Consider the following 23,018-nt stretch of genomic DNA (forward strand, 5'->3'; position numbering starts at 1 on the left):
CTCCTGGACAACGACCGCAACCAGATCGAACTCTTCACCGCCCTGCTGCTGTCCCTGCCCGGCTCGCCGATCCTCTACTACGGCGACGAGATCGGCATGGGCGACAACATCTGGCTCGGCGACCGCGACGCGGTGCGCACCCCCATGCAGTGGACCCCCGACCGCAACGCCGGCTTCTCCTCCTGCGACCCCGGCCGCCTCTACCTCCCCACCATCATGGACCCGGTCTACGGCTACCAGGTCACCAACGTCGAGGCCTCCATGTCCTCGCCCTCCTCGCTGCTGCACTGGACCCGCCGCATGATCGAGATCCGCAAACAGAACCCCGCCTTCGGACTCGGCTCGTACACCGAGCTCGTCTCCTCCAATCCCGCCGTTCTCGCCTTTCTGCGGGAGTACAAGGACGACCTGGTGCTGTGCGTGCACAACTTCTCGCGGTTCGCGCAGCCCACCGAACTCGACCTCCAGGCCTTCAACGGCAGGCACCCCGTCGAACTCGTCGGCGGGGTGCGCTTCCCGGCCATCGGCGAGCTGCCCTATCTCCTCACTCTCGCCGGACACGGCTCCTACTGGTTCCGGCTCTGCGCAAGAGCGCCTCGGACCGTGCGTTCTTCAACGTGATCGGACGTGACGTCATGTCTTCGCCTCTGTTGCTGTCGTACGACATCAAGCCCCACCCCATCGCAAGCCCGACGCTGGCGGCCCTGCTCAGCCGCTGGCTGCCGCGGCAGCGCTGGTTCGCCCACCAGGAGCGGGCCGTCACCGGCGTCTCGGTGGCGGCCGCCACCGAGCTGGCCCCCGACTGCTTCCACCTGCTGGTACGGGTCGAACAGGCCGGGCTCCCCCAGGACACCGCCTGCTATCAACTGCTGCTGGGTGCCGTCACCGATCTGCCGCCGCGCCTGCAGGGCTGTCTCCTGGGCCGGATGGAGGGCTCGGACGGCCGGGACCTCTTTGTCTACGACGCGGTGCACGACTCGCGGGCGACGATCCTGCTCCTCGACCGGATACGCCGGGGCGGCGTCATGGGGACGCTGCGCTTCGAGTCCTTCCCCCGCTCGGCGGTTCCCGCCGGGCTCATGCCGCGCGTCCTGGAGGCCGAGCAGTCGAACACGTCCATCGTGTACGGCGACGAGATCATCCTGAAGCTGTTCCGGCGCGTGCAGCCCGGCATCAACCCCGACCTGGAGATTCCGGGGGTGCTGGCCCGGCACGGGTACAGCCGCGTGCCGACACCCGTGGCCTGGTTCCACACCTCCCAGCCGTTCTGGGGCACGTTGGGCGTCGTGCAGCGCTTCCTCTCCGGAGCGACGGACGGCTGGACCCTGGCCCTGGATTCGGCGCTCGTACAAGGCGACTTCTCCGATCAGGCGCGGGAACTGGGCCGGGCGACGGGCGAGTTGCATGTGGCGCTCGCCGAATCGTTTCCGGTGGGCGATCCGCCCGCGGACCACCACACACACCTGGCCGACGCGATGACACACCGGTTGCTGGACGCGGCGGCCACCGTGCCGGCCCTGCGCTCGCACGTGGCAGGCCTGCGGGAGGTCTTCATCAGGCTCGCCACGGCGGACGGCGCCCTGCGCCTCCAGCGCATCCACGGCGATCTCCATCTGGGGCAGGTGCTGCAAGCCGACGGCCAGTGGCATGTCGTCGACTTCGAGGGAGAGCCCGCCAAACCCCTGGCGGAACGGCGCGCCGATCGCTCCCCGGTCCATGACATCGCCGGCATGCTGCGCTCCTTCGACTACGCCGCCCATGTCGAGAAGGCGGCGCGGCCGGAGTGGGCCGAGCGTTGCCGCACCGCCTTCTGCGCCGGATACAGCACGACAGGCCCCTTCGATCCGCAGGACATTCCGCTGCTGCTGCACGCGCACGAGGCGGACCGGGCGATCTACGAAGTCCTCTACGAGGCGACGCACCGCCCCGACTGGATCACCGTCCCGCTGCGGGCCGTCGCACGCCTCTCCCGTCACCACTGACCGCCCATCCACCCGTCCGCCCCGCCCGTCCGGTTCGAGGAGCAGCGCACATGGCCGTCACCGACGTGTCCCCATCCGCCGCAGCCACCACGGCGGCCGCAGCCGTCCGCGGTGCGTGCGCGGTGCCCCCACTGCACGCCGCCGATCGGGACCGGCTGCTGCGCGGCGCGCTGCACGACCCGCACGCCGTCCTCGGTGCGCATCCCATGCCCCACGGAGTACGCCTGCGCTGCCTGCGCCCCGGCGCGCAGGCGGTGTCCGTCGTCCTGGACGGCCTCGCCTGGGAGCTGCACGACGAAGGCGACGGCCTGTTCGCGGGCGGCATTCCGGCCCCGGCCCCCATGCCCTACACCCTGCGGGTGCACTACCCCGAGGCCGTCGTGGAGGTCGACGACCCCTACCGGTTCCTGCCCACCCTGGGCGAACTGGATCTGCACCTCATCTCCGAAGGCCGCCACGAGGAACTCTGGACGGCGCTCGGCGCCCATGTAGGAGCGCACCAAGGGGTTCAGGGCACCCGATTCGCCGTGTGGGCGCCGAACGCGGTCGGCGTGCGCGTCTGCGGGGACTTCTGCCACTGGGACGGCACCGCCCTGCCCATGCGGTCGCTGGGGTCATCGGGCGTGTGGGAGCTCTTCGTGCCGGGCCTGGGCGAAGGGGCGATGTACAAGTTCGAGATCACGCGAGGCGACGGGTCCCGTACGCAACGCGCTGACCCGATGGCACGCCACACGCAGACCCCGCCCGCGACGGCCTCCGTCGTCACGCGCAGCCACTACGTGTGGGGCGATGCCTCATGGATGGAGCACCGGGCCGACCGCCCGGCCCACGCGGCTCCCCTGTCCGTGTACGAGGTTCACCTCGGCTCATGGAAACCGGGATCCACCTACCGCGACCTGGCAAACGATCTGACCGCCTACGTACGGGAGTTGGGGTTCACGCACGTCGAGCTGATGCCTGTCGCCGAGCACCCCTTCGGCGGTTCCTGGGGCTACCAGGTCACCGGCTTCTACGCACCCACGGCCCGCTTCGGCACGCCCGACGACCTCAAGTTCCTGATCGACACCCTGCACCAGGCCGGCATCGGCGTCCTCCTGGACTGGGTACCCGGCCATTTCCCTCGCGACGACTGGGCGCTGGCCGCGTTCGACGGCCGGCCCCTGTACGAACCGCAGGATCCGCGGCAGGCAGAACACCCCGACTGGGGCACCCTCGTCTTCGACTACGGCCGCAAGGAGGTCCGCAACTTCCTCGTCGCCAACGCCACGTACTGGTGCCAGGAGTTCCACATCGACGGGCTCCGTGTCGACGCCGTCGCCTCCATGCTCTACCTCGACTACTCCCGCGAGGAGGGGGCCTGGTCGCCCAACGCCGACGGGGGGCGGGAGAACCTGGACGCGGTGGCCTTCCTCCAGGAGATGAACGCGACGGTCTACCGCCGCTGTCCGGGCGTGATCACCATCGCGGAGGAGTCCACCGCGTGGGACGGTGTCACCCGCCCCACGGACGAACCCGCGGCGGCCGGGCTCGGCGGCCTCGGTTTCGGGTTCAAGTGGAACATGGGCTGGTCCCACGACTCCCTGGCCTACATCGCCCACGAGCCCGTGCACCGCAAGTACCACCACGACGAGATGACGTTCTCGATGGTGTACGCCTACAGCGAGAACTACGTCCTGCCGCTGTCCCACGACGAAGTGGTGCACGGGAAACGGGCGTTGGTCGACAAGATGCCGGGTGACTGGTGGCAGCAGCGGGCCGATCACCGCGCCTATCTGGCCTACATGTGGGCACACCCGGGCAAGCAACTCCTGTTCATGGGCCAGGAGTTCGCGCAGGGCGCCGAGTGGTCGGAGCAGGAGGGGCCGCAGTGGTGGGTGCTCGAAGAGAACCACCCGGCCCACCTGGAGCACCGGGCCATCCAGCATCTCGTGGCCGATCTGAACCAGCACTACGTCGCGACGCCCGCCCTGTGGGAGCAGGACACCTCCCCGTCCGGCTTCACCTGGATCGCCGCCGACGCCGCCGAGGACAATGTCTTCGCCTTCCTCCGCCACGCCTCCGACGGCACCCCTCTGCTGGCCGTCTTCAACTTCGCGCCGGTGGTCCGCCACGGCTACCGGCTCGGTGTACCCCCTGAGGCGGGCGAAGCATGGGAAGAAGTCCTCAACACCGACGCGCTGCGCTACGGCGGCAGCGGAGTCGAGAACGATGGCCCCCTGCGGCAGGAGCCCCAACCCGGCCACGGCTTCGCCTCATCCCTCACCGTGACCCTTCCCCCCTTGGCAGCCCTCTGGCTGAGGCCGATCGGCTCCCCGTCACCGTGACGCGACCGCGCACGGCGCCCCACGCTCGTCAGGCCTGCTGCTGCGCCTCCGGGTCCTCGCCCAGGAACTCGGTGACCAGTTCGGGCGGGTTGGCGGCCCGGGTCAGCGCGAACATCTTGTCGGGGTCGAACATGTTGTAGAGGATCACCGGCAGGGGCCGCCCGAGAACGCCGACGAGCTGACCGTCCGCGTGGAGTTGGCGCGCCAGCCCCACGCAGAGCTCGTCGAACTGTTCGGCGAGCTGTTCGTCGCGCTCGTCCTGCTCCTCCTCGGAGAGGTCGTCCTCGTCCTCGTACCAAAGGCCTTGGGCGATCGCCTCTCGCCGGTGCAGATCGGCGCCGACCGGATCGTGGTCGGGGTGGTGGCCGACGATGCGGATGCCTTCGAGGCCGGACGGCGGGAAGTAGGCGTAGTTCCAGCGGGCCTCCCACGGCTCGGCCTCCCCCGTCTCCGCGAGCAGCCGGGCCACCTCGGTCTCGGTGTTGTAGCCGATCGCCAGGTACGGGTATCTCGGGTCCTGGTCGACGCTGTCGACATGGAAGGTGACGACGTAGATCTCGGGGACCGACGCCTCAGGAAACTCCGCCAGGGTGCGCAGCGCCATCTGGCCCAGGTGGTGTCGGAATGTCATCAACAGCTCTTCTCCTTGGCCGCGTCAGGGCGACGGCTCGGCGGATTCGACGGCCTCGGCAACGCGGTACGAGACAGGGGGTACGAAGAGTAGACCGTTGGCCAAGCCCTGGCGCGTCCTTGCTCAGTCGATGACCGCGGTGGCTTCGACCTCCACCAGATGCTCGGGCACGTCCAGCGCCGCCACGCCCACCAGCGTGCCCGGCGGTACCGGAGCGACCCCCACCTTCGCGGCTGCCCGCGCGACGCCCTCTGCGAACAGAGGCATCTTGTCCGGGGTCCAGTCCACGACGTACACCGTCAGCTTCGCCACGTCGTCGAAGGAACCTCCGGCCCCCGCCAGGGCGGTGGCGACGTTGAGGTAGCACTGCTCGACCTGAGCGGCGAGGTCGCCTGCGCCGACGGTCGCTCCCTCGGCGTCCCAGGCGACCTGCCCGGCGATGAACACCAGCTTCGACCCGGTCGCGACGGACACCTGCCGGTAGGCATCGATCTTCGGCAATCCGTCGGGATTCACCAGGGTGATGGCCATGCTGTCCGTCTCCTTGTCCTGAGAGCCCAGGAGGCTCGCCTCCACCGGAGCAAGGCACTCGTGGTCTCCGGCGGTTACTGGGAAACCCTAGGAGAGCGGCCGTTGACGTGGAAGAACGCACTTTTCGGTGACTGGGTAACCGAATGGTGACCTAGGAGTTCAGAGGTTCCCGCCCACGGAAGCAGACGCTTTGCGGTGACGCCGCATGGGCCGATGGCTGACGATGTCGGGATGACCCGAGCCCAACCCCGTATCCGTGTGGCTGCCTATGTGCTCCGGTACCGCGCCGTCCCCGAGGTTCTGGTGTTCGACCACGTCGGGATGCCCGATGCCGGCACCCAGATTCCCGCGGGCGGGGTCAGACCGGGCGAAGGACTGGAAGAAGCCGTCCTGCGCGAGGTCGCCGAGGAGACAGGTCTGATCACCGGCACCGTGGTCCGGCAGATCGCGGTGGAGGACAAGCCGCACCCCGAGTCGGGAGCTCCGCGCCGCACCACGTTCTTGGTGCTGCGGGCGCCGGCAGACACCGCCGATGCCTGGCACCACCGCGTGCACGGCGACGGAGACGACGCCGGTCTTACGTTCGCGTGCCGGTTCCTGCCGCTGCCGCTGCGGCAACCGCTGGCCGACGCTCAGGACGCCTGGCTGGGTCACGTCGATCCGCGATTCACCACGGTGACGGGCGCCATCCCGTAGGCGGCACCCGTCAGGGTCGCAGGTGCTTCAGCGTGAACTCCGGCGTGGCGTAGACGCCTCCTTGTGGTGCCGAGGCGTCCACCGGAAGGTCGGCGCCCGGGATGTGTGCCGCATGTGATTCGGCGTCGTCGAGGGGTGTGTAGTCGAGCTCCGTCTTGGCCGGGAGCTCCCAGAAACGCCGGGTGTTGGCGGAGACGGCATAGACGGCGGCGAAGCGCGTGGCGGGCGGGGCGGTCAGCGCGGCCCGGATGTAGCCGACGGCGTCGCGGGGGCTCAGCCACGTCGCCAGGTGACGCGGCTCGGTGGGCGCCTGCTCGAAGCTGCCGATGCGCAGGCAGATCACCGACAGGCCGAACTTGTCCGCGTACAGCTGCCCCAGAGCCTCGAGCGCCACCTTGCTCACCCCGTACAGGCCATCGGGGCGCGGGGGATCCTGCGGGCCGGTGACGTGTCCGGTGGGGTAGCAGCCGGTCAGGCGGTTGCTGCTGGCCAGCACCACCCGCTCGATACCGGTGCGCCGCGCGGCCTCCAGGACGTGGTGGGTGCCGAGCACATTGGCTTCCAGCAGGTCGGGAAGGGGAGCCTCGTCCGGCACGCCGCCCAGGTGGAGCACACGATCGGCTCCCGCGAGCGCCGACTCCACGGCCGCCGCGTCCCGCAGGTCGACGGTGTGAGCTTGTTCGTTGTCGGCCACCGGATGGATCGGAACGCGGTCGAGCAGCACCAATCGGCTGGCTTCGCGCCGCAGCGCTTCACGCGCCACGGATCCGATGGTGCCTGCCGCGCCAGTGATGGCCACCGTACCGAGAGCCACGGCTCTCCCCCTCACACCTCGACGGTCCCTCGTTCAACCTGCAGTCGCGATGTGATCCTCCCACCGTCGGGCAGGTGGGGGCCCGGGCGAGCGGTTCCCCGGTGAACTGCCGTACGGGACACGGCTTATGGCGCGGGCCGAGGCTTCGCCTGTCGCCCGGCGGCGATGAACACGACGACGTAGTCCTCGAAGCCCTCGTGGATGCCCCATTCCTCGCGCCCCATGGTGGCTGCCTCGTAGCCGGACGCGGGAGTCCTGGCGGGGAGAGCGTCAACGTCACCCTGGCGTCATGGGACCGCACGCGGCTGACGGTGGTAGATGGTGACGGGACGGAGCCTTCCCGTCCTACACGCCTTGAAGGTGCGGGGCGGCCTCGGCTGCCGTGTAGGACGAGGCGAAGGTGAACGCGCGCGGGGACGGTCCATGGGCGTTCAGGTCCGCCAGCCGCTCCAGGGCCTCGCCGACCGTCGGGTGGTGGCCGGCGGGGACCCACCAGAGCACCATGTGCGCCTGGACGTGCCGCTCGAACCATTCGCGGCGCCGCCGCATCACTTCCAGGTGCCCGCTGCGGTAGGCGAAGTCCCACAGGGCCTCCTGGCTCTCCCACACCGACAGGTTGACGATGACGTCCTCGCCCGCCGGGCGCAGGGCGGTGGCGTCGGCCGCCCCCTCCTCCACGAGCCGCCAGACGAAGCCGGGCGCGCCGTCGGCGGCGGCGTTGACCGGGTCGAGCAGCTCGACGAACGGCGCTATGCGCGGGTCGTCGAGTGGGTGGCGGAGCGTGGCGATGTTGAGTTCGGCGAGGTGGGCGGCAGGCGCGGATGCGGTCATGGCCTCATCCCAGCACGGCCCGCTTTTCTATGTCAATCATTATTGTTTTTAGAATTCTCGAGCACCACGCAGCACTCCCCCGGCCGGGCGTCCATGCGAGCGCGGACCGGACCGTCCGCGCCCAGCAGCCCTTCCAGCAGCGCGAGATTCATGCCGCAGACAAGGGGCGGGAAGCGCTCTGCGACGGCGTGGAAGGGGCAGTTGCGCATACGGACGACGGGCGGGGCCGTCTCGGTCGCCTCCTGGGTTCCCTCGAAGTCCTGGCCCCCAGCGGCGACTTCAGCGCCTTCGACGGCTTCGGCGGCTTCGATGGCTTCGGCGGCTTCGGCGGCTTCCAGGTGCGGTTCGTAGCCGCGGGCGGCCAGCATCTCCATGGCGTCTTCGAGGCCGCCGCAAGGGGCCGCGGAGCCTCGCAGTTCCTCACCGCGGCGGCGCGCGGCCGCGAAGAGCCCCGTGTCGAGACCGGCCTGCTCGGCCGCCTCGGCGAGCAGCTCGGCGGCCGTGCGGTAGTCGCGGGCCGGCAGCGACACCGACCGCTCGGCCCGCGAGCGTGTGTACACCTTGGCGGGACGGCCTGCCCCCGGCCCCGAACGGCCCGTCAGGCGGCGGCTGCCGCTCTCCAGCAGTCCGGCCTCCGCCAGCCTGTCCAGGTGGTGCGCGGCCAGCGTGCGCGCCACCCCGGCCGCCTCGGCGGCCTCGTTGCGGCCGACCTCCCGGCCTTGCGCCGCCACGTACTCGTACAGGCGGCGCCGCACCGGATCCTGCAACACGGCGATCGCATCGATGTCTTCCACCTGGCCATTCTAGGAACAACACAGGTTGGAGATAGAAGGCCGGCGCCCATCAGTGCGATGCCTAGGAGATCTGTACGCGGTGGCTGTCCTTGTCGGAGAGGAACGCCGCCAGCGCTGCCCCCTCCTCGGTGACCGCGCTGCGGTCGGCGCGGGAGAGGCGACCCAACGGGGTGACCGCCACGGTGCCTGCCTCCACGGTCCAGGTCGCGGCGACCCGGCCGTCGACCAAAACGAAGCGCGCGCCGGTGACCGACAGGCCGCGATGGTCGTCGTCGATGATCCGGGTGCGGTCCTGGAAGCCGAGGACCACGTTGTCGAACGCGGGCAAGAACCGCACGGGGGCGGGGGTGTCGGGGTCCGGGCGCGGCGCGTCGGGCAGGTCGAGCAGCTCTCGGCCGCGCTCGTCCCGGAAGGTGACCAGCTCCCCGCGCAGCGCGGCGACGGCGGCCGGCAGTCCGGCAAGTCCGCACCAGGCACGCAGGTCGGCCGAGGCCGCCGGGCCGAACGCGGCCAGGTAGCGCCGCAGCAGCGCCTGCCCCACCGGATCGGTGCCGTCCGGGGACGCGGGGGCCGCCTCGCGCCCCAGCCAGGACGCCAGCGGAGCGTTGCGCACCCCCGCCTTCGTCCGCCACAGCCCGCGCGGCGGCAGCTGCACCACCGGGACGAGGGCCATCAGCATCTCCCCCAGCGCCCGCGGCCCCGGCGTCGGCCAGCGCTCGGCGAGCGCCCGCGCGAGTTCGGTCATCGACCGCGGTTGGCCGTCGGCCATCAACTCCCGCCCCGCTGCGGCGAGTTCGTCGAGGTCGACCCCGGCGAGCTCGCCGCGGTAGACCCCCAGGACCCGTTGGCGCAGCATGGCATCGTGCCGGGCACGCCAGGCCAGGGCGTCCTCGGCGGTGACGAGGTGGACGGTGCGGCGCATCAGGTGGGTGCGCACCACGCGCCGCTGGACGAGGGGGTCCGAGAGCTGCGCCGGGTCGAAGTCACGCAGCCGCGTCCAGAGGCCGACGAACGGCTCCTGCGGTTCCTGCGCCTGCAGGCCCCCGAGGTGTGCGACGGCATCGAGGACCGGTACGTCGGCACGCGCGAGCAGCAGCTGCCGCGCGAGCGTCGCGCGGTTGAGCGCCCGGGTGTCGAGAACGGTCATCGGGGCCCTCCAGCAGGATGCACGGCCGACAGTGTGTACGGCACGTCCGGTGCTCGGTGCGAGACCTGGCCGCGAACCTCGTGATCGGTGTCGTCGGCCTGTCCGAACCTCATGGCGCCAAGGCGGTCGGGGCCGCTGACCTGCTCCCCTGTCCGCCCTGGCTCGCATGTCTTCACGGTGATGCCGTTCCTTTCGATTTCACGATGATGCCGTTCCCTGCGGTTTCGTGCCGAGCCGGACGGGTGGCGGTCGCGGGTCGTGGTGGTTCTCAGGCGATGCGAGCAGCCGCCCGATGCGTCTTCAGCTCGCCTTCCGGCCGTCGAGCGTCTCGCGCAGGATGTCCGCGTGCCCTGCGTGCTGGGCGGTCTCGGCGATGACGTGCATCAGCACCCCACGCACACTGCGTACCGCTCCCGGCTCGTGCCAGGGGGCCTCGGGCAGCGGGTACGTCGCCGAGAGGTCGGGTACGGAGGCGATGATCTCCTCACTGCGGGCGGCGACCTCCTCGTAGCGTGCGACGATCCCGGCCAGCGTTTCGCCGGGCAGCATCCGGAAGCCGTTCTGGTGGTCGATCGCCCACTGGGGGAATTCGCGGGCGGTACCGGCCGCGAGGTCGTCCCAGGTGACGCCGTCGGGCAGGTCGTATCGCAGCGCCGAGGGGCCGTCGACGGCGAAGCGCAGCCAGCCTTCCTCGATGAACGCCACGTGCTTGATGAGGCCGCCCAGGCACAGGGCGCTGGCGGTCGGCTGCCCGCCCGCCTGCTCGTCGCTCAGTCCGCGCACGGTGCTGGTCAGGGCCGTTCGCGCGGCCGCGAGCCCGGTGAGCAGGTCGGCGCGCTCGGCGTCGAGAGGCGAGGCGTGCGTGGTCGCGGTGTTCTTGGACGTGGGCGTGGTGGTCACGGTGATGGAGCCTTTCGGTCGTTCTCGTTGTCGGGCACCACCGACTCTCGCAAGAGAAGCGGTCAGGTTGTGGCCGCTTCTTGCGGCACCATGAAGTCATGCCGAAGACCTCAGGGCGCCTGCTCGCGCTGCTCTCCCTGCTCCAGGCGCGCCGTGACTGGCCGGGGGCGCTGCTGGCGGAGCGGCTTGACATCAGCCCGCGCACCGTGCGCCGTGACGTCGACCGCCTGCGCGAGCTCGGATATCCCGTCGTCGCGATCAAGGGGCCCGACGGGGGCTACCGGCTGGATGCGGGCCCGGAACTGCCCCCGTTGCTCTTCGACGACGAGCAGGCCGTCGCGCTGGCGGTCGCGCTCCAGATCGCCACCGGCAGCGGCGCGGGCATCGAGGAGGCCGCGGCGCGTGCGCTGACCACCGTGCGGCAGGTGATGCCCGCCCGGCTGCGCCACCGCATCGACACCCTTCAGGTGACCGCCGTCGAGCGGCCTTCGGCCCGGCCCCACCCGCAGGTCGACGGTCACGTGCTCGTGGCGCTCAGCGCCGCCGTGCACGCCCGCGAAGTGCTGCGCTTCGACTACGCCCGGGTGTCCCCGCCGGAGACCGGCGACAACGACCACGCCGACCCCCCTCCGCGCCGGGTGCAGCCCCACCACCTCGTCACCTGGGGCGGGCGCTGGTATCTCGTCGCGTGGGACCTCGACCGCGAGGACTGGCGCACCTTCCGCGCGGACCGGATCACCCCGCGTGTCCCCACGGGGCCGCGCTTCACCCCGCGCGAGGTGCCCGGGGGCGAGGTGGCCGCCTTCGTCGCCGGCCGGTTCCAGGGCTTCGACGGCACGGGCGACTGGCCCTGCCGCGGCGAGGTGATCCTCGATCTGCCCGCGGCCGACGTGTCCCGCTACTCCCGCGAGGGGCTCGTCGAGGCACTCGGCCCCCACCGCTGCCGCCTCGTCCTGGGCTCGTGGTCCTGGCCCGGTCTGGCCGCCGCCATCGGCAGGTTCGACGCCGACATCGAGGTCGTCGGCCCCCGTGAACTCAAGGACGCCTTCGCGCACTTGGCCCGCCGCTACGCCGACGCCGCCAGGAGCGGTGCCGCCAGGGCTTGAGGGTGTCCTGGGCGAGCCAGCGACGCACGGTGGAGGTCGACACGAACCTGGTGATGTCTAGCGCCATGGCCTCGCGGGCCAGCTCCGGGCACGACCAATGTGACAGTGGCGCGTCGGCCTCGAAGGGAAGCCGACGGGCCAGGGCCTGGCCTGGGCGACCTGCAAGGCGGTGAAGCGGGGCGGACGGCCGGAGCGCTTGCGGTCGGCTAGCCCAGTGAGTGCCAGCGCAGCGAATCGGTTTCGCCAGGTCCGCACGGTGTCCAGGTGTAATCCGGTCTCACGGACGATGCGCGCGTCGGAGCGCCCACGCGCCGCGTGCAGGACCACTTGAGCCCGCATACGCAGCCGGTGCTCGGTCTTTTGACCGTAGGCCATCCTCTTCAGCCGCTCTCGCTCGACGGGGGGTCGGGGCTATCGCACGGGCCCGGGCAACAGACAAGACAGGCAGGCCAATCTGTGTCATACCTCCACCCGGGAGGACACGCTGCCGCTGCTCGCCGCCTCTTGCCCGGGACCGCCGAACTTGGAGTACGGGCTGTCAGTCGGTGCGGAAGCCGGACATCACCGAGGCCGGGTAGCGGCTGCCTGCGGAGCCCTGGGGGAGGACCTCCCGGATACGGGCCAGGTCGGCCTCGGTGAGTTCTACGTCGGTGGCGCCGACGTTCTCCTCCAGACGTGTGGTGCTGCGGGTGCCCGGGATCGGGACGACATCCTCGCCCTGGGCGAGCAGCCAGGCCAGGGCGAGCTGGGCGGGGGTGGTGCCCTTGGTGGCGGCGAGCTTTCGGAGCTGCTCGGCGGCGTTCAGGTTGTAGGCGTAGTTCTCGCCCTGCCAGCGCTCGTCCCAGCGGCGCATGTCGTCCTCGGGATACTCGGCGGCGGTCTTGACCACACCGGAGAGGAAGCCGCGGCCGAGCGGCGAGTACGGCACCAGGCCGATCCCCAACTCCCGCAGGATCGGCAGGATCTCGTCCTCTACCTCGCGTTCGAAGATCGAGTACTCGTACTGAAGGGCTGTGACCTGGGTGACGGCGTGGGCGCGGCGGATGTACTGGGGGCCTACGTTACTCAGGCCGAAGTACTGCACCTTGCCTTCGGTGATCAAGTCACCGACAGTGCCGGCGACCTCCTCGGCCGGTACGTCGGGGTCGGAGATGTGCTGGTAGAAGAGGTCGATGCGGTCGGTCTGGAGGTAGCGGAGGCTGTTCTCGGCGACCTTGCGGATGTTCTCGGGGCGGCTGTTGACGCCGCTCCCCGGCGTCTCGCTGGCCATGTCGAAGCCGAACTTGGTGGCCAGGACGACCTCGTCGCGAAAGTTCTTGACTGCGTTGCCGAGCAGGGTCTCGTTGCTGCCGGTGCCTTGGCCGTACAACTCGGCAGTGTCGAAGAAGTCGACTCCGAGTTCGTGGGCGCGGTGAATGGTGGAGGTGCCGTCCTCGTCGTTCGAGGGGCCGTAGGCCATGGACATCCCCATCACGCCCAGTCCGAGCGCGGAGACGCGCAGTCCCCGCTGTCCCAGGGTGCGGTGCTGCATGAGATCGCTCCTCGTGTCGTGTCGGCAGTCGGCCTACCAAACCGAACTGTTCGGTTTGAACCTACGCCTGTCCGGAGCGCTGCGCAAAACCGAACGGTTCGGCCGCCTATCCTGGACTCATGTCACGCTCCACCAGCCCCGGCCAGACCTCGGACGCCACCACCGCGGGCGAGTCCGCCGACTCCACGCGCCAGCGGATCGTCGCCGCAGCCAAGGAGGAGTTCGCCCGGCACGGGATCGCCGGCGCCCGCGTGGACCGCATCGCCAAGCAGGCCAGGACGAGCAAGGAACGTGTCTACGCCTACTTCCGCAGCAAGGAAGCCCTTTACGCGCACGTCGCCGAACGCGAGACGACCGCACTCGTCGAGGCGACGCAGCTGGATCCGGCCGACCTGCCCGGTTACGCCGGCATCCTTTTCGACCACTTCGCGGCGCGCCCTGACCACTACCGCCTGATCACGTGGGGCCGCCTGGAACTAGCCGAGTCCGCAGGCAACACCACCAGCCGCCTCCAGGCCACGATCGCCGGCAAGCTGGACAAACTTCGCGACGCTCAGCGCACCGGGCTGCTCGACCCGGTCTGGGACCCGGTCGACATCCTTGCCCTGATCAACCAGATCGCCATGACCTGGGCAGGGCAGCCCGAGATCGCCGCCGCTGCCGCAGAGCAGGCCGTGGACCCCTCCATCACCGCCCGCCGCGCCGCACTGGTGACCGCCGTCGAGCGCATGTTCCCTCGCCCGGACTGAGGCCAACGCCCAAACCGTCGGGTTTGACGCACACCTCCGGGTGTGTCCGTCGAAGATGACCTGGTGGACGAACGCGCGGTCCGCCGCCGCGGGAGTGATGACGTCGAGCCCGCGGCCAGCCAGACGGTCGGTGATGGCGGTGGCCATACGGATGGCGGTAGCAGCCCTCGTCAACGGCTGTGCCAGCCAGGAGCTCGGCGATACTCGACAGACACGCCCGTCCCGAGGTCAACCCCCGAAGGACTTCCAGAGCCGACCACTTAGCGGCCGCCACCGGCCCTCAGCGGGCTTCCGTCAGGCGCTTGGGGTACGGCAGCCGCGAGATCGCGGCGGCGACCGCGAGCCCGAGGGTGACGCCGACGGCGGCGGCCAGGGTCTGCGCCCACGCCGCGTCGAGGGAGCCGGGCAGGACGGCGCCGGTGAGCCGGCTCGCGCCGAACAGGACGACCACGGAGGCCAGGGCGGCGGGCCAGCGGTGTCGCACCTCTTCGGCGATGTCGTCGACGGCGTTCACGACGACCACCAGGGCCATGAGATGGGAGCCGCCGGACTCATCGTCCCACCCGGTCGCGGTGACCCCGGCGCCGACGGCGAGCACCGCCAGCCAGATCCCCACCAGCCGTCCGTAGGGCGTGGGTTGGGTGCGTCCGGCATCACGCGGGAGCCAGAAGAACCGCCTGACGCGCGGGTTGACCCTGTACTTGCCCATGGACCGCGCCCCGTTCCCCCGTGGCCGGCTCCGCCGGCGCTCGACAACAAGACACGCGAGAGCACGCCATGGTTGTGGAGCGCCCCTGCCCAGCACCACGGGGGACGCTGGGCAGGGGCGGCGGGGTCCGTCGTCCGCGCCGCTTTACTTGTTGGGGTCCCGGAAGCGGCCGAACGCCTTCGTGAGGGCGCTCAGCGGCGAACCGTCCGCCTTGACGTGCCCCGGCGCGGCCGACCGGGGCACACCGTCACCGCCGGTCACTTCGGCCAGCGCGACCTGCGCCGCCTCGGCCGCCTGCTGGTACAGGTCCCGGGAGTTGGTCATGGCCTCGAGCGCCTCGGCGTACTTGGTGACCATGCCCTGGGCGTGGGCCAGCTCCTCGTCCGGCGTGAGCAGATGCCAGCCCTGGCGCAGCTGGGTCAGGGCCCGCTCGGCCTCGGCCGGCATCGGTTGCGGCAGCGTGGCGAACTCCTTGATCCTGTCGAGGAGTTCGGTCGGCTCCGAGCCGTCCAGGAAGACGCTGCGCACCGTGAAACGGTCCGCGTCGTAATCGGCGCTCTGCGGCACCATGGGCAGGACGACGGCGCCGCCACGCGGCATCCGCACGCTCAGCTCCCGCTTCATCGCGAAGTCGGCGATCTGTGCCTGCTCCGGCGTACCCCGGTGTTCGATCACCCGGTGGCGCAGACTGGGCGGCAGGAACGCGGAGAGCGGCCGCTGCCCGATCGCCTCCGGCGTCATCGCCTCGTGCACCACGATGTGGATGTACCAGCTCTGGCGGGTGCAGTCCCGCAGCAGGTGGCGCAGTTCGTCATCGTCCTTGGGCAGGTAGTTCGTCGTCCGCAGACGCACGCCCGGCACCGTGTCGTGGTCCCAGGCGACGCGGTCGCTGTCGGGCCAGAACATGAGGGCGGGCGAGGGCCAGCGGGCGTCCCACGCCTGCTCCGCCTCGGCGGCGAGCACCCAGGTGACGCCCTCGCCTTCCTTCCGGCGGGCCTCGGTGTCGTACAGGGTCAGCTGTGCGCGCACCGTGACGTCGTCGGCCACGCGCCAGCGGGCCTCGAAGAGGCGGCGGGCCGACGGGCCGGGGTCGGCGGACTCGTCCCGCGGGTGCAGGACGGTGGAGCGGGCCGCCTCGACGGGGTCGAGGTCCAGGAAGTCGTCGAGCACCCCGGCCGCCTTGAGGGCGATCAGGTTGCGCCGGACGTCCTGCTCGGGCTCGGGCCCGAGGTGGCGCCCGCGCCCCAGCCACGCGGTGTCGGGGACGGTGGTCGAGGAGCTGCTTTTCTTCGCCATGAATTCGTTCTGTGAGTGGTCGGGGCCCGACCAGTATGGCCCGTGGACCTGGCGAGGGAAGCGGTACCCCGCCTTCGGCTTCACCACGCCGGACGGACCCTACCTAGAGGCATCAAGCCGCTCCGATCCAGCCATCACCGGTCAAACAGGGACGGCCGCATCGCTGCCTGGTCCGGCCGGTGGGACCGGCCCCACGCTGGTCGACGGTGCCGGGCAGCACCAAGCGATCACAGGGCCCAACGAGCTCGGTGGGGATGGGCAACGGTGTGGGCGGTGCGGGGGCTGGGAGCGCATCGTCGGCCCTGCCATGGCGCCGGCCGGGCACGCCTGGGACGCGGGAAACACGAAATCGGCAGCGCGCGGACCGATGAGTCCTCGTGCGACACGCTGTCTGAAGAGAGGGTGGGACGAACACGTCCCCTGGCCAGGAGAGTGGTGCGCGATGAGGTTGGTACTACAGGAGTTCCTGTCGCTGGACGGCGTCTACCAAGGCCCGGGGGCGCCGGACGAGGACACCAGCGACGGATTCACCCGGGGCGGCTGGTTCGTGCCGCACCTGGACGAGGAGTTCGAACGCCTGGCCGGCACCTGGCTCGGCCGGGCGGACGCGTTCCTGTTCGGCCGCCGTACGTACCTGAACTTCGCGCGCGACTGGCCGAAGATGACCGAGCACCCGGCCGCCGCCGTCTTGAACGGCCTGCCGAAGTACGTGGCCTCCCACAGTCTGACCACGGCCGAGTGGGACCCGACCACGATCCTGTCCGGTGACATCCCCGACCAGGTCGCCGAGCTGAAGCGCCGGACCGGCCGCGAGCTGCAGATCCACGGCAGCGGCCGGCTCGGCCAGTCCCTGCTGGCCGCCGGGCTGGTCGACGAACTGCGCCTCGCGATCGCCCCCGTGATCGTGGGCAGCGGCCGCCGCCTGTTCCCCGACGGCGGTGCGCCAGCCGGGCTGCGGCTCCTGAGCAACGAGACGACACCGGGCGGGCTGGCGATTCACGTCTACGAGTCGACGGGGCGTCCGGAGTACGGGACGTACGGGGCCGACGCGTAGGCACGGCTGCTGCCCCCGGCCGAAGACCGGCCGGGGAATCAGCCGCCGCGCTTGAGGCGTACGACGACGGGGGCGCCGAAGGGGTCGCCGGACTGGTTGACCTGGACGTGTCCGGCGCCCAGCCACTGGTCGGTGCCCGGCACCCGGTGGATCTCCTTCAGCCACAGCGACTGGTCGGAGCCCTTGCGGGCACCGGTCGACAGGGGCAGTCGGTGCCGCTTGATCTTCACGCACCGGCCGTCGTCGGTCACGTACCAGTTCCCGTCGAGGAACAGGCCCCTCTCGTCCTGGCCCATCGGGGTCCGCAGGGCGCATCCGCCGGGCACGTCCTCCTGCTCCACCCATTTCGAGCCGTCCCAGCGGAGCCGGATGAACTCGTCCGCGGGTTCGTTCTCGACCTCGCCGTGGTTGAAGGAGTTGCTGCCGTACGCGCGCACTTCACCGCTGTCCAGCGCGAAGACCTGGCCGAGGCCTGCGCTGGGCTCCGGCGGGACGGGCTCCTCGAAGCGGGCCTGCGGAGTGTCCACCGCCTTCCAGGACGTGCCGTCCCAGTGCATCGAGGCGGGCTGGCTGTATCCCTCGCCGCTGTCCCCCAGTTCGGTGCCGGGGCCGGTCGAGCGGCTGCCGACCGCCCAGACGTCGTCCGGTCCCACCACGGCGAGGTCGGAGGCCGTGTGGGGCAGCCGGGTGGTGGTCCAGCGGGTGCCGTCCCAGTGCTGGGCGCTCTGCTCGCCGTCCAGGGCCCAGACGTCGTCGGGGCCCGAGGCGTGCAACTCCCCGGCATTGCCCGGCGGAGGACTCGACAGCGCGGACCAGCGGGTGCCGTCCCACCGCGCCCAGCGGCTCGCGGCGGTGGCGTCCTCGGAGCTCTGCGGCCGCAGCCACAGGGCTTTGTCACCGACCTCTTCGAGCAAGGGCGGGTAGACGCCGGCGCCGAGAGCTTCGGGAAGGGGCTCGCGCTTCCACCGCGTACCGTCGTAGTGCAGCAGGCGGGCGTCGGACGCGCCGTTGTTCTCGGTCCCGACCGCCCAGATGTCGTCCTCGGCCAGGACGGCGACATCGGTGAGCTCTCCGCTGAAGTCCGCGATGTGCTCGAACTCCCAAGTGAGAGAGCCCTTGGCCCGGCCGTCCTTGCCGTCCGCGCCGGTAGAGCCCGTGGCCCCGGAGCCGGTCGGCTCGGAGTCCGTGCCGCACCCCGCAGCCGTGAACACCGTGACCAGTACGGCGACGGCGGCCGTCACTGCCCCGTGCCTGATTTCCGCAGCCCTGCGAATGATCGCTCCCCCTCGTGGCACCTCGGCGAGCGGGCAGCCTATCCGGTCGCTTGCAGCGCGTGCCCCGATGGTGAGGGGCACCACCGCACCGCGGCCGCCCACGGGGGTCTGGTCTCTCACCGCGGCGCATCTCGGCGCCAGAAGGGCTGGCCACCGCGCCCGAAGTGCTGGAGTACGCGGCAGGGAGCACCCTGGATACATGCAGACCGCGCCCATAATCGTGCACCCGCTCTCGCCCACGGGCGGGCGCAGGGTGACGGCGCGCGGGCAGATCCTCGGACTCGCGCACTCGGACGCGGACGTGGTCGAGTTCCTGCGCCGGGCCGGCCTGCCGGACGCGGAGACGCTGCTCGACGACCCGGCGTGGGTGAAGTGGCGGGGCGGGCGGGCACACCACTACGAAGCGGCTTGACCGCGCCGCCGTTCACCTACGCTCCCCCGCTGGGCGTCAGCCTGTCAGCGAGTCGAAAAGGTTCCACGCCCAGGACAACACACTGCCCTTACGGCGATGGCTCCGGGAGCAGTAGCGGCGCCTGCGCCACCGCCTCGCCTGCTCGACCGGCTCCCCGCACCAGCCGCACGGCCGCGGCCTGTTGACTCTCCTGCCCCGCCTTGCCCACCCCATGACGGGACTGTAGCGGCGTAGTCACCTGCGGCCGGACTGATCGACCGTACGAGCCGGCGTCAGACGTTCCGGCCCACCGGCCCGACCGTGGCGGCCGTACCCCAGACACCGAAGTGCCCTCCGCATGGACTCGGCTGAGACAGACTCGACATCGACACCACGGGTCCCGGACCAAACCGGGTCGCGGCCCCGACGCACTCTGGAGGACGACTCAGTGAAACGCATCGGCATCATCGGAGTGGGCGAGATCGGCCGGGCCATGGTGATGGGGCTGTGCGACGGGGTCGACCCATCGCCGGAGGTATTCCTCTCCCCCCGGGGAGCCCGTACGGCCGCGGAGTTGTCCTCGCGCTACGAGGGCGTAGAGGTCTGCGCCGACAACCAGGACGTGATCGACCGCTCCGAAGTGGTGGTCATCGCCGTCCGCGGACAGGACCGGCATGAAGCACTGGCCGGCCTGCGGGTGGACGACGGCAAGACCGTGGTCAACGTGATATCCGGCGTCGCCAACGACGACCTGCGCCGCATACTGGTCACCGACGCCGCGTTGGTGCGGGCCATCCCGCTGCCCTCCGTACGCGAGCGCCGGTCCGTCACGGTGACGTTTCCCTCCCACCCGGTGACGGACGCGCTCTTCGAACCGCTGGGTGGTGTGCAGCCGGTGGCGGACGAGGCGGCCTTCAATGTCTTTTCCGCGCTGACAGGAACGCTGACCACCCACTACGCGTATCTCGCCGCGCTCACCTCGTGGGCTGTCGGCCAAGGCATCGACTCCGACGACGCCGACCGCTACGTCCGCGGTCTGTTCCAGGGCGTGGGCCGCGCCCTGAGCGACGAGACCCGCTCCTTGCACCAACTCGCCGCCGACCACGAGACCCCGCGCGGCAACAACGAACGTATGCGCACCACGTGGTTCGACCCGGCCAACTCTCAAGCCCTGGGCAAGGCCCTCGACGGCCTTCTCGCCGATCTGTAGCAGCCCTGGGTGGGGGCGGCTCGCGGCTCGCACGCGAAGCCGCCCTCTGACGCATGGTGCATAGGGATCACGCGTGGTGCGTGGGGATCAGACGGCGAGGGAGATCTCGGTCGACTTGATCAGGGCTACGACGGAGGAGCCGGAGGCCAGCTTCAGGTCGGTGACGGCGTCCTTGGTGATGGCGGCGGTCAGGACACCGCCCTGTACGGATACCTTCACGGACGCCATGGCGGCGCCGGTGGCGACGTCGGTGACGGTGCCGGGGATCTGGTTGCGAATGGACAGGCCCGCGACCGGGCCCGTCGCCAGGGAGACCTCGGTGGACTTCACGAGGGCCCTGACCGCGGAGCCCTCGGCGAGACCGAGCTCCTTGACGGCCTCCAGGGTGATCGCGGCGGTGACGTCCTGACCGCCGTCGAGACGGACCTTGACGGTCGCCATGACCTCGCCCGGGGTGACGGAGGTGACGGTTCCGGCGATCTGGTTGCGGATGCTCAGGCTCATGAAGGAATGCCTCACGGGAGATGTGCTGATGGTTTGTCAGGGTGCGTGTCTGTGGCGGTTCACACGTTAATGCCCCGAATCGAGTTCCGGCATCGCTCCACCGGATCGGCCTATCCGAAGGTGAAGGCATGGCCCTGGACGCCCGGGGCAAAGTGGTGCCGTCGCGGGCGGTCTGCAGCAGAGTGGTAGCAGCCAGGACGGAGACCACAGGAGGTCCACATGGCTGCCGCAGTGCTCTACATGTCGATGTCCCTCGACGGGTACATCTCGGGGCCGAACGACGAACCGGGCAACCCCGGCGGCGACGGCTTCGGTCGGCTGCACGCATGGGCCCTTGCCCCGGGCGGTGAGGGCTTCCGGACCGCCGGGGTGGCCGGGAAACTGCTGGCCGAGGTGAGCTCGACCGGTGCGGTCCTTGTCGGACGGCGGACGGCGGAGCAGGTCGACCACTGGGGAGGCGATCATCATGATCGGGGTGTGCCGATCTTCGTGGTCAGTCACCGGCCGCCCGGCCCCTTGGTCGCCGCCTATCCCTTGGTGACGTACGTGAACGACGGGATCGAGAGCGCGATGGCCCAGGCGAAGGCCGCGGCGGGCGGCCGGGACGTACTGGTGCATGGCGCCTACACGGCGCAGCGGGCGCTGGAGGCCGGGGTCCTGGACGAGGTGCAGATCCATCAGGTGCCGGTGCTGTTCGGCGGCGGCAGGCGCCTGTTCGATGTCCTGCCCTCGCACATCGAGTTGGACGTCCTCCAGGTGATCGACACACCGGAGGCCACCCATATCCGCTACCGGGTCCGCCGCTGAGCCCGTCGGGCAGGGGCCTCCTGGTCGGGCACGGGCTTCCCGGTCAGGTGGGAGCGAGGCGCCGGGGGCAGGTTCGTGTGCTGCACCTATCCTTGCGCCATGCAGCGTTACACGATTGGGCAGGCGGCTCGTCTGCTGGGCGTCAGCCCGGACACCGCACGTCGGTGGGCCGATGCCGGGCGCGTGGCCACCCAGCGCGACGAGGGCGGACGGCGCCTCGTCGACGGGAAGGACCTGGCGGCCTTCTCGGTCGAGCTCGCCCAGCACGGTGGTGAGGAGGACGCCTCCTACACCTCGGTCCGGAACGCCTTCCCGGGCATCGTGACCGCTGTGAAGCTGGGCGACGTCGCGGCTCAGGTGGAGATCCAGGCCGGGCCGCATCGCCTGGTCTCGCTGCTGACCCGGGAGGCCGTGGAGGAGCTGGGCCTCGAGGTCGGCATGGAGGCCACCGCCCGGGTGAAGTCGACGAACGTACATATCGACCGGGCCTGACACGGCGGACGGGACGTCCCCCTGTCCGTCCGTCGACCATGGCCCGTGCCCGCCGCAAGCGGGCCTCGGCCGTCTCGTCATCCGGCCCGACCTGCCCGGCAGCGGGCCGATCGGTTAGAAAGGTGGGCCCGGCCGTCTTTCCCCGGATGCCCCCGGGGCCTCTTCATCCCCACCGTCAATACCCGCCTCGAGGTCGTACGCACATGCCCGCCGCCGCAGCTCCCTGGCTGCTTCTCGCCGTCTTCTCCGGCACCCTGATATCCCTGCAAGCGCGTATCACCGGCGAGCTCGCCGCCGGGCTCGGCGGCGACGGATTCGCCGCCGCGGTGATCTCCTTCGGCTCGGGGTTCGTGGTGTTGACGCTCGGCCTGCTGGTGCTGCGCAAGCCGCGCCGCGGGGTCGGCCTGGTGCTCGCGGACGTACGCGCGAGGCGGCTCAGGTGGTGGCAGGTGCTGGGCGGCTTCGGCGGAGCGGCCTTCCTGCTCGCGCAGGGGCTGACCGTCGGGGCACTGGGGGTCGCGCTGTTCACGGTCGCGATCGTCGCGGGCCAGGTCACCGGCGGGCTGCTCTTCGACCGGATGGGCCTCGGGCCTGCCGGACCGCAGCGGCCCACGCGGCGCAGGGTCGTCGGGGCGGTGCTCGTGCTCGCGGCCGTGGGCCTGTCGATGGCGGACAAGCTGGGCGGCGGGTTCCCGTACTTGATGCTGTTGCTGCCGCTGGTGGCGGGCGTGTGCGTGAGTTGGCAGCAGGCGGTCAACGGGCATGTGAAGAACGCCGCCGGGTCCGCGTACGCGGGGACGTTCTTCAACTTCGTCGCCGGTACCGGCGCGTTGAGTGTGATCTTCCTGGTGCATGCCGGCCGTGGGGCTTCCCTCCCGCCTGCCGACCGAGCCGTACGTCTATCTCGGTGGCCTGGTCGGCATCTCCTTCATCACCATCGCGGTCGCCGCGGTCCAGAAGCTCGGCGTCCTGCTGCTCGGACTGTGCACGATCACCGGTCAGTTGGTCGGGTCGCTCGCCCTCGACCTCCTGCTGCCGCACGGTGATACACAGGTCACGGCGGCCACTGTCGCAGGCGTCGCGCTCGCCCTCGCGGCGGTCGCGGTCGCGGCGCTCTCGGGCGGGCGGACGGGGCGCGTCGTCGCTTCGAGCGGCGTGACACGTGCCGCCGCTTCGGAGCGAGTGGACGGCCCGGGCGCGGTCTAGCGACGGCGCAGCCGCCTCGCCTGATGCCACGTCGGCCGT

General features: G+C 70.8%; 26 protein-coding genes. 13 read left to right on the forward strand and 13 right to left on the reverse strand.

Annotation, left to right across the window (positions count from 1 at the left end; translation table 11 throughout):
• The 3 genes from ACIGXX_RS23060 to glgB all read left to right on the forward strand — a co-directional run.
• Positions 1 to 621 (forward strand): alpha-glucosidase C-terminal domain-containing protein (locus tag ACIGXX_RS23060; RefSeq protein ID WP_399978221.1); only part of this gene is annotated, 621 nt, incomplete at its 5' end.
• A gap of 14 nt (positions 622 to 635) precedes the next feature.
• Positions 636 to 1,982: a maltokinase gene (locus ACIGXX_RS23065; protein ID WP_361471031.1), complete on the forward strand. Its 1,347-nt coding sequence runs from the start codon at positions 636 to 638 to the stop codon at positions 1,980 to 1,982.
• On the forward strand, positions 1,931 to 4,306 hold the full coding sequence (gene glgB, locus ACIGXX_RS23070; protein WP_399978949.1) for a 1,4-alpha-glucan branching enzyme: 2,376 nt from the start codon (positions 1,931 to 1,933) through the stop codon (positions 4,304 to 4,306). Before ACIGXX_RS23065 ends, glgB begins: the two co-directional genes overlap by 52 nt.
• 28 nt (positions 4,307 to 4,334) lie before the next feature.
• Here the strand turns inward: glgB and ACIGXX_RS23075 are convergent, their stop codons facing one another.
• Positions 4,335 to 4,937 (reverse strand): hypothetical protein, encoded by a 603-nt coding sequence (locus ACIGXX_RS23075; RefSeq protein WP_399978225.1) that lies wholly within the window; start codon positions 4,935 to 4,937, stop codon positions 4,335 to 4,337.
• A gap of 123 nt (positions 4,938 to 5,060) precedes the next feature.
• On the reverse strand, positions 5,061 to 5,468 hold the full coding sequence (locus ACIGXX_RS23080; protein ID WP_399978227.1) for a RidA family protein: 408 nt from the start codon (positions 5,466 to 5,468) through the stop codon (positions 5,061 to 5,063).
• A 231-nt stretch (positions 5,469 to 5,699) separates the two neighbouring features.
• Between ACIGXX_RS23080 and ACIGXX_RS23085 the strand changes: the two genes are divergently transcribed.
• Complete coding sequence (locus ACIGXX_RS23085; protein WP_399978230.1) at positions 5,700 to 6,164, forward strand: NUDIX domain-containing protein; 465 nt, start codon at positions 5,700 to 5,702, stop codon at positions 6,162 to 6,164.
• A 10-nt stretch (positions 6,165 to 6,174) separates the two neighbouring features.
• Here the strand turns inward: ACIGXX_RS23085 and ACIGXX_RS23090 are convergent, their stop codons facing one another.
• The 5 genes from ACIGXX_RS23090 to ACIGXX_RS23110 form a co-directional block, all read right to left on the reverse strand.
• The gene (locus ACIGXX_RS23090) at positions 6,175 to 6,927 is read right to left on the reverse strand and encodes an NAD(P)-dependent oxidoreductase (RefSeq protein ID WP_361471040.1); all 753 of its coding nucleotides are present in this window, start codon (positions 6,925 to 6,927) and stop codon (positions 6,175 to 6,177) included.
• A 396-nt stretch (positions 6,928 to 7,323) separates the two neighbouring features.
• A complete protein-coding gene (locus ACIGXX_RS23095; protein ID WP_366463273.1) occupies positions 7,324 to 7,809 on the reverse strand; it encodes a DUF3291 domain-containing protein in 486 nt (161 codons plus the stop codon).
• Positions 7,810 to 7,841: 32 nt separating this feature from the next.
• Positions 7,842 to 8,603 (reverse strand): helix-turn-helix transcriptional regulator, encoded by a 762-nt coding sequence (locus tag ACIGXX_RS23100; protein ID WP_399978235.1) that lies wholly within the window; start codon positions 8,601 to 8,603, stop codon positions 7,842 to 7,844.
• Positions 8,604 to 8,664: 61 nt separating this feature from the next.
• Complete coding sequence (locus ACIGXX_RS23105; protein ID WP_399978238.1) at positions 8,665 to 9,750, reverse strand: winged helix DNA-binding domain-containing protein; 1,086 nt, start codon at positions 9,748 to 9,750, stop codon at positions 8,665 to 8,667.
• A 300-nt stretch (positions 9,751 to 10,050) separates the two neighbouring features.
• Positions 10,051 to 10,650 carry a DinB family protein gene (locus tag ACIGXX_RS23110; protein ID WP_399978241.1) on the reverse strand — a complete coding sequence of 200 codons (600 nt, stop codon included), beginning with the start codon at positions 10,648 to 10,650 and terminating at the stop codon, positions 10,051 to 10,053.
• Positions 10,651 to 10,748: 98 nt separating this feature from the next.
• Between ACIGXX_RS23110 and ACIGXX_RS23115 the strand changes: the two genes are divergently transcribed.
• Positions 10,749 to 11,756: a WYL domain-containing protein gene (locus ACIGXX_RS23115; RefSeq protein WP_351167949.1), complete on the forward strand. Its 1,008-nt coding sequence runs from the start codon at positions 10,749 to 10,751 to the stop codon at positions 11,754 to 11,756.
• Between the two features lie 57 nt (positions 11,757 to 11,813).
• On the opposite strand, the gene ACIGXX_RS23120 is transcribed toward ACIGXX_RS23115, so the two are convergent.
• Positions 11,814 to 12,131, reverse strand: a complete 318-nt coding sequence (locus ACIGXX_RS23120) for a helix-turn-helix domain-containing protein (RefSeq protein ID WP_399978245.1) — start codon at positions 12,129 to 12,131, stop codon at positions 11,814 to 11,816.
• A 163-nt stretch (positions 12,132 to 12,294) separates the two neighbouring features.
• Positions 12,295 to 13,287: an aldo/keto reductase gene (locus tag ACIGXX_RS23125; protein ID WP_383826852.1), complete on the reverse strand. Its 993-nt coding sequence runs from the start codon at positions 13,285 to 13,287 to the stop codon at positions 12,295 to 12,297.
• Positions 13,288 to 13,406: 119 nt separating this feature from the next.
• On the opposite strand from ACIGXX_RS23125, the gene ACIGXX_RS23130 reads away from it, so the two are divergent.
• Entirely contained in the window at positions 13,407 to 14,036 is a 630-nt protein-coding gene (locus ACIGXX_RS23130) for a TetR family transcriptional regulator (RefSeq protein WP_351167955.1), read from the forward strand.
• A 280-nt stretch (positions 14,037 to 14,316) separates the two neighbouring features.
• On the opposite strand, the gene ACIGXX_RS23135 is transcribed toward ACIGXX_RS23130, so the two are convergent.
• Both ACIGXX_RS23135 and ACIGXX_RS23140 read right to left on the reverse strand, forming a co-directional pair.
• Positions 14,317 to 14,745: a hypothetical protein gene (locus tag ACIGXX_RS23135; protein WP_399978249.1), complete on the reverse strand. Its 429-nt coding sequence runs from the start codon at positions 14,743 to 14,745 to the stop codon at positions 14,317 to 14,319.
• A gap of 144 nt (positions 14,746 to 14,889) precedes the next feature.
• Positions 14,890 to 16,041, reverse strand: coding sequence for a hypothetical protein (locus ACIGXX_RS23140; protein ID WP_399978253.1), 1,152 nt, complete (start codon positions 16,039 to 16,041; stop codon positions 14,890 to 14,892).
• A 442-nt stretch (positions 16,042 to 16,483) separates the two neighbouring features.
• On the opposite strand from ACIGXX_RS23140, the gene ACIGXX_RS23145 reads away from it, so the two are divergent.
• The gene (locus ACIGXX_RS23145; protein ID WP_399978256.1) at positions 16,484 to 17,095 is read left to right on the forward strand and encodes a dihydrofolate reductase family protein; all 612 of its coding nucleotides are present in this window, start codon (positions 16,484 to 16,486) and stop codon (positions 17,093 to 17,095) included.
• A gap of 38 nt (positions 17,096 to 17,133) precedes the next feature.
• On the opposite strand, the gene ACIGXX_RS23150 is transcribed toward ACIGXX_RS23145, so the two are convergent.
• Positions 17,134 to 18,336 (reverse strand): hypothetical protein, encoded by a 1,203-nt coding sequence (locus tag ACIGXX_RS23150; RefSeq protein WP_399978259.1) that lies wholly within the window; start codon positions 18,334 to 18,336, stop codon positions 17,134 to 17,136.
• Between the two features lie 232 nt (positions 18,337 to 18,568).
• On the opposite strand from ACIGXX_RS23150, the gene ACIGXX_RS23155 reads away from it, so the two are divergent.
• Positions 18,569 to 18,781, forward strand: a complete 213-nt coding sequence (locus ACIGXX_RS23155; protein ID WP_351167965.1) for a hypothetical protein — start codon at positions 18,569 to 18,571, stop codon at positions 18,779 to 18,781.
• Positions 18,782 to 19,208: 427 nt separating this feature from the next.
• Complete coding sequence (locus tag ACIGXX_RS23160) at positions 19,209 to 19,970, forward strand: NAD(P)-binding domain-containing protein (RefSeq protein ID WP_399978263.1); 762 nt, start codon at positions 19,209 to 19,211, stop codon at positions 19,968 to 19,970.
• Positions 19,971 to 20,057: 87 nt separating this feature from the next.
• On the opposite strand, the gene ACIGXX_RS23165 is transcribed toward ACIGXX_RS23160, so the two are convergent.
• Positions 20,058 to 20,474 carry a molybdopterin-binding protein gene (locus ACIGXX_RS23165; protein ID WP_399978266.1) on the reverse strand — a complete coding sequence of 139 codons (417 nt, stop codon included), beginning with the start codon at positions 20,472 to 20,474 and terminating at the stop codon, positions 20,058 to 20,060.
• 219 nt (positions 20,475 to 20,693) lie between these two features.
• On the opposite strand from ACIGXX_RS23165, the gene ACIGXX_RS23170 reads away from it, so the two are divergent.
• From ACIGXX_RS23170 to ACIGXX_RS23185, 4 genes are all read left to right on the forward strand, one after another.
• Complete coding sequence (locus tag ACIGXX_RS23170; protein WP_361471060.1) at positions 20,694 to 21,281, forward strand: dihydrofolate reductase family protein; 588 nt, start codon at positions 20,694 to 20,696, stop codon at positions 21,279 to 21,281.
• 99 nt (positions 21,282 to 21,380) lie between these two features.
• Positions 21,381 to 21,773, forward strand: coding sequence for a helix-turn-helix transcriptional regulator (locus tag ACIGXX_RS23175; RefSeq protein WP_351167973.1), 393 nt, complete (start codon positions 21,381 to 21,383; stop codon positions 21,771 to 21,773).
• Between the two features lie 203 nt (positions 21,774 to 21,976).
• Positions 21,977 to 22,819 (forward strand): DMT family transporter, encoded by an 843-nt coding sequence (locus ACIGXX_RS23180; protein WP_399978271.1) that lies wholly within the window; start codon positions 21,977 to 21,979, stop codon positions 22,817 to 22,819.
• Entirely contained in the window at positions 22,710 to 22,979 is a 270-nt protein-coding gene (locus ACIGXX_RS23185; protein ID WP_399978952.1) for a hypothetical protein, read from the forward strand. The genes ACIGXX_RS23180 and ACIGXX_RS23185 overlap by 110 nt, the downstream gene beginning before the upstream one ends.
• Positions 22,980 to 23,018 lie beyond the last annotated feature (39 nt).

It is taken from the genome of Streptomyces sp. NPDC055243 (genome assembly GCF_044544025.1).
Classification (GTDB): domain Bacteria; phylum Actinomycetota; class Actinomycetes; order Streptomycetales; family Streptomycetaceae; genus Streptomyces.

Bases quoted from the DNA above. Each gene is read 5' to 3' on its own strand.
- ACIGXX_RS23125 (WP_383826852.1), bottom strand. From the start codon at position 13,287: ATGCAGCACCGCACCCTGGGACAGCGGGGACTGCGCGTCTCCGCGCTC.
- ACIGXX_RS23180 (WP_399978271.1), top strand. From the start codon at position 21,977: ATGCCCGCCGCCGCAGCTCCCTGGCTGCTTCTCGCCGTCTTCTCCGGC.
- ACIGXX_RS23145 (WP_399978256.1), top strand. From the start codon at position 16,484: ATGAGGTTGGTACTACAGGAGTTCCTGTCGCTGGACGGCGTCTACCAA.
- ACIGXX_RS23095 (WP_366463273.1), bottom strand. From the start codon at position 7,809: ATGACCGCATCCGCGCCTGCCGCCCACCTCGCCGAACTCAACATCGCC.
- ACIGXX_RS23080 (WP_399978227.1), bottom strand. From the start codon at position 5,468: ATGGCCATCACCCTGGTGAATCCCGACGGATTGCCGAAGATCGATGCC.
- ACIGXX_RS23105 (WP_399978238.1), bottom strand. From the start codon at position 9,750: ATGACCGTTCTCGACACCCGGGCGCTCAACCGCGCGACGCTCGCGCGG.
- ACIGXX_RS23075 (WP_399978225.1), bottom strand. From the start codon at position 4,937: ATGACATTCCGACACCACCTGGGCCAGATGGCGCTGCGCACCCTGGCG.
- ACIGXX_RS23170 (WP_361471060.1), top strand. From the start codon at position 20,694: ATGGCTGCCGCAGTGCTCTACATGTCGATGTCCCTCGACGGGTACATC.
- ACIGXX_RS23115 (WP_351167949.1), top strand. From the start codon at position 10,749: ATGCCGAAGACCTCAGGGCGCCTGCTCGCGCTGCTCTCCCTGCTCCAG.
- ACIGXX_RS23165 (WP_399978266.1), bottom strand. From the start codon at position 20,474: ATGAGCCTGAGCATCCGCAACCAGATCGCCGGAACCGTCACCTCCGTC.
- ACIGXX_RS23175 (WP_351167973.1), top strand. From the start codon at position 21,381: ATGCAGCGTTACACGATTGGGCAGGCGGCTCGTCTGCTGGGCGTCAGC.
- ACIGXX_RS23135 (WP_399978249.1), bottom strand. From the start codon at position 14,745: ATGGGCAAGTACAGGGTCAACCCGCGCGTCAGGCGGTTCTTCTGGCTC.
- ACIGXX_RS23120 (WP_399978245.1), bottom strand. From the start codon at position 12,131: ATGGCCTACGGTCAAAAGACCGAGCACCGGCTGCGTATGCGGGCTCAA.
- ACIGXX_RS23140 (WP_399978253.1), bottom strand. From the start codon at position 16,041: ATGGCGAAGAAAAGCAGCTCCTCGACCACCGTCCCCGACACCGCGTGG.
- ACIGXX_RS23065 (WP_361471031.1), top strand. From the start codon at position 636: ATGTCTTCGCCTCTGTTGCTGTCGTACGACATCAAGCCCCACCCCATC.
- ACIGXX_RS23085 (WP_399978230.1), top strand. From the start codon at position 5,700: ATGACCCGAGCCCAACCCCGTATCCGTGTGGCTGCCTATGTGCTCCGG.
- ACIGXX_RS23155 (WP_351167965.1), top strand. From the start codon at position 18,569: ATGCAGACCGCGCCCATAATCGTGCACCCGCTCTCGCCCACGGGCGGG.
- ACIGXX_RS23130 (WP_351167955.1), top strand. From the start codon at position 13,407: ATGTCACGCTCCACCAGCCCCGGCCAGACCTCGGACGCCACCACCGCG.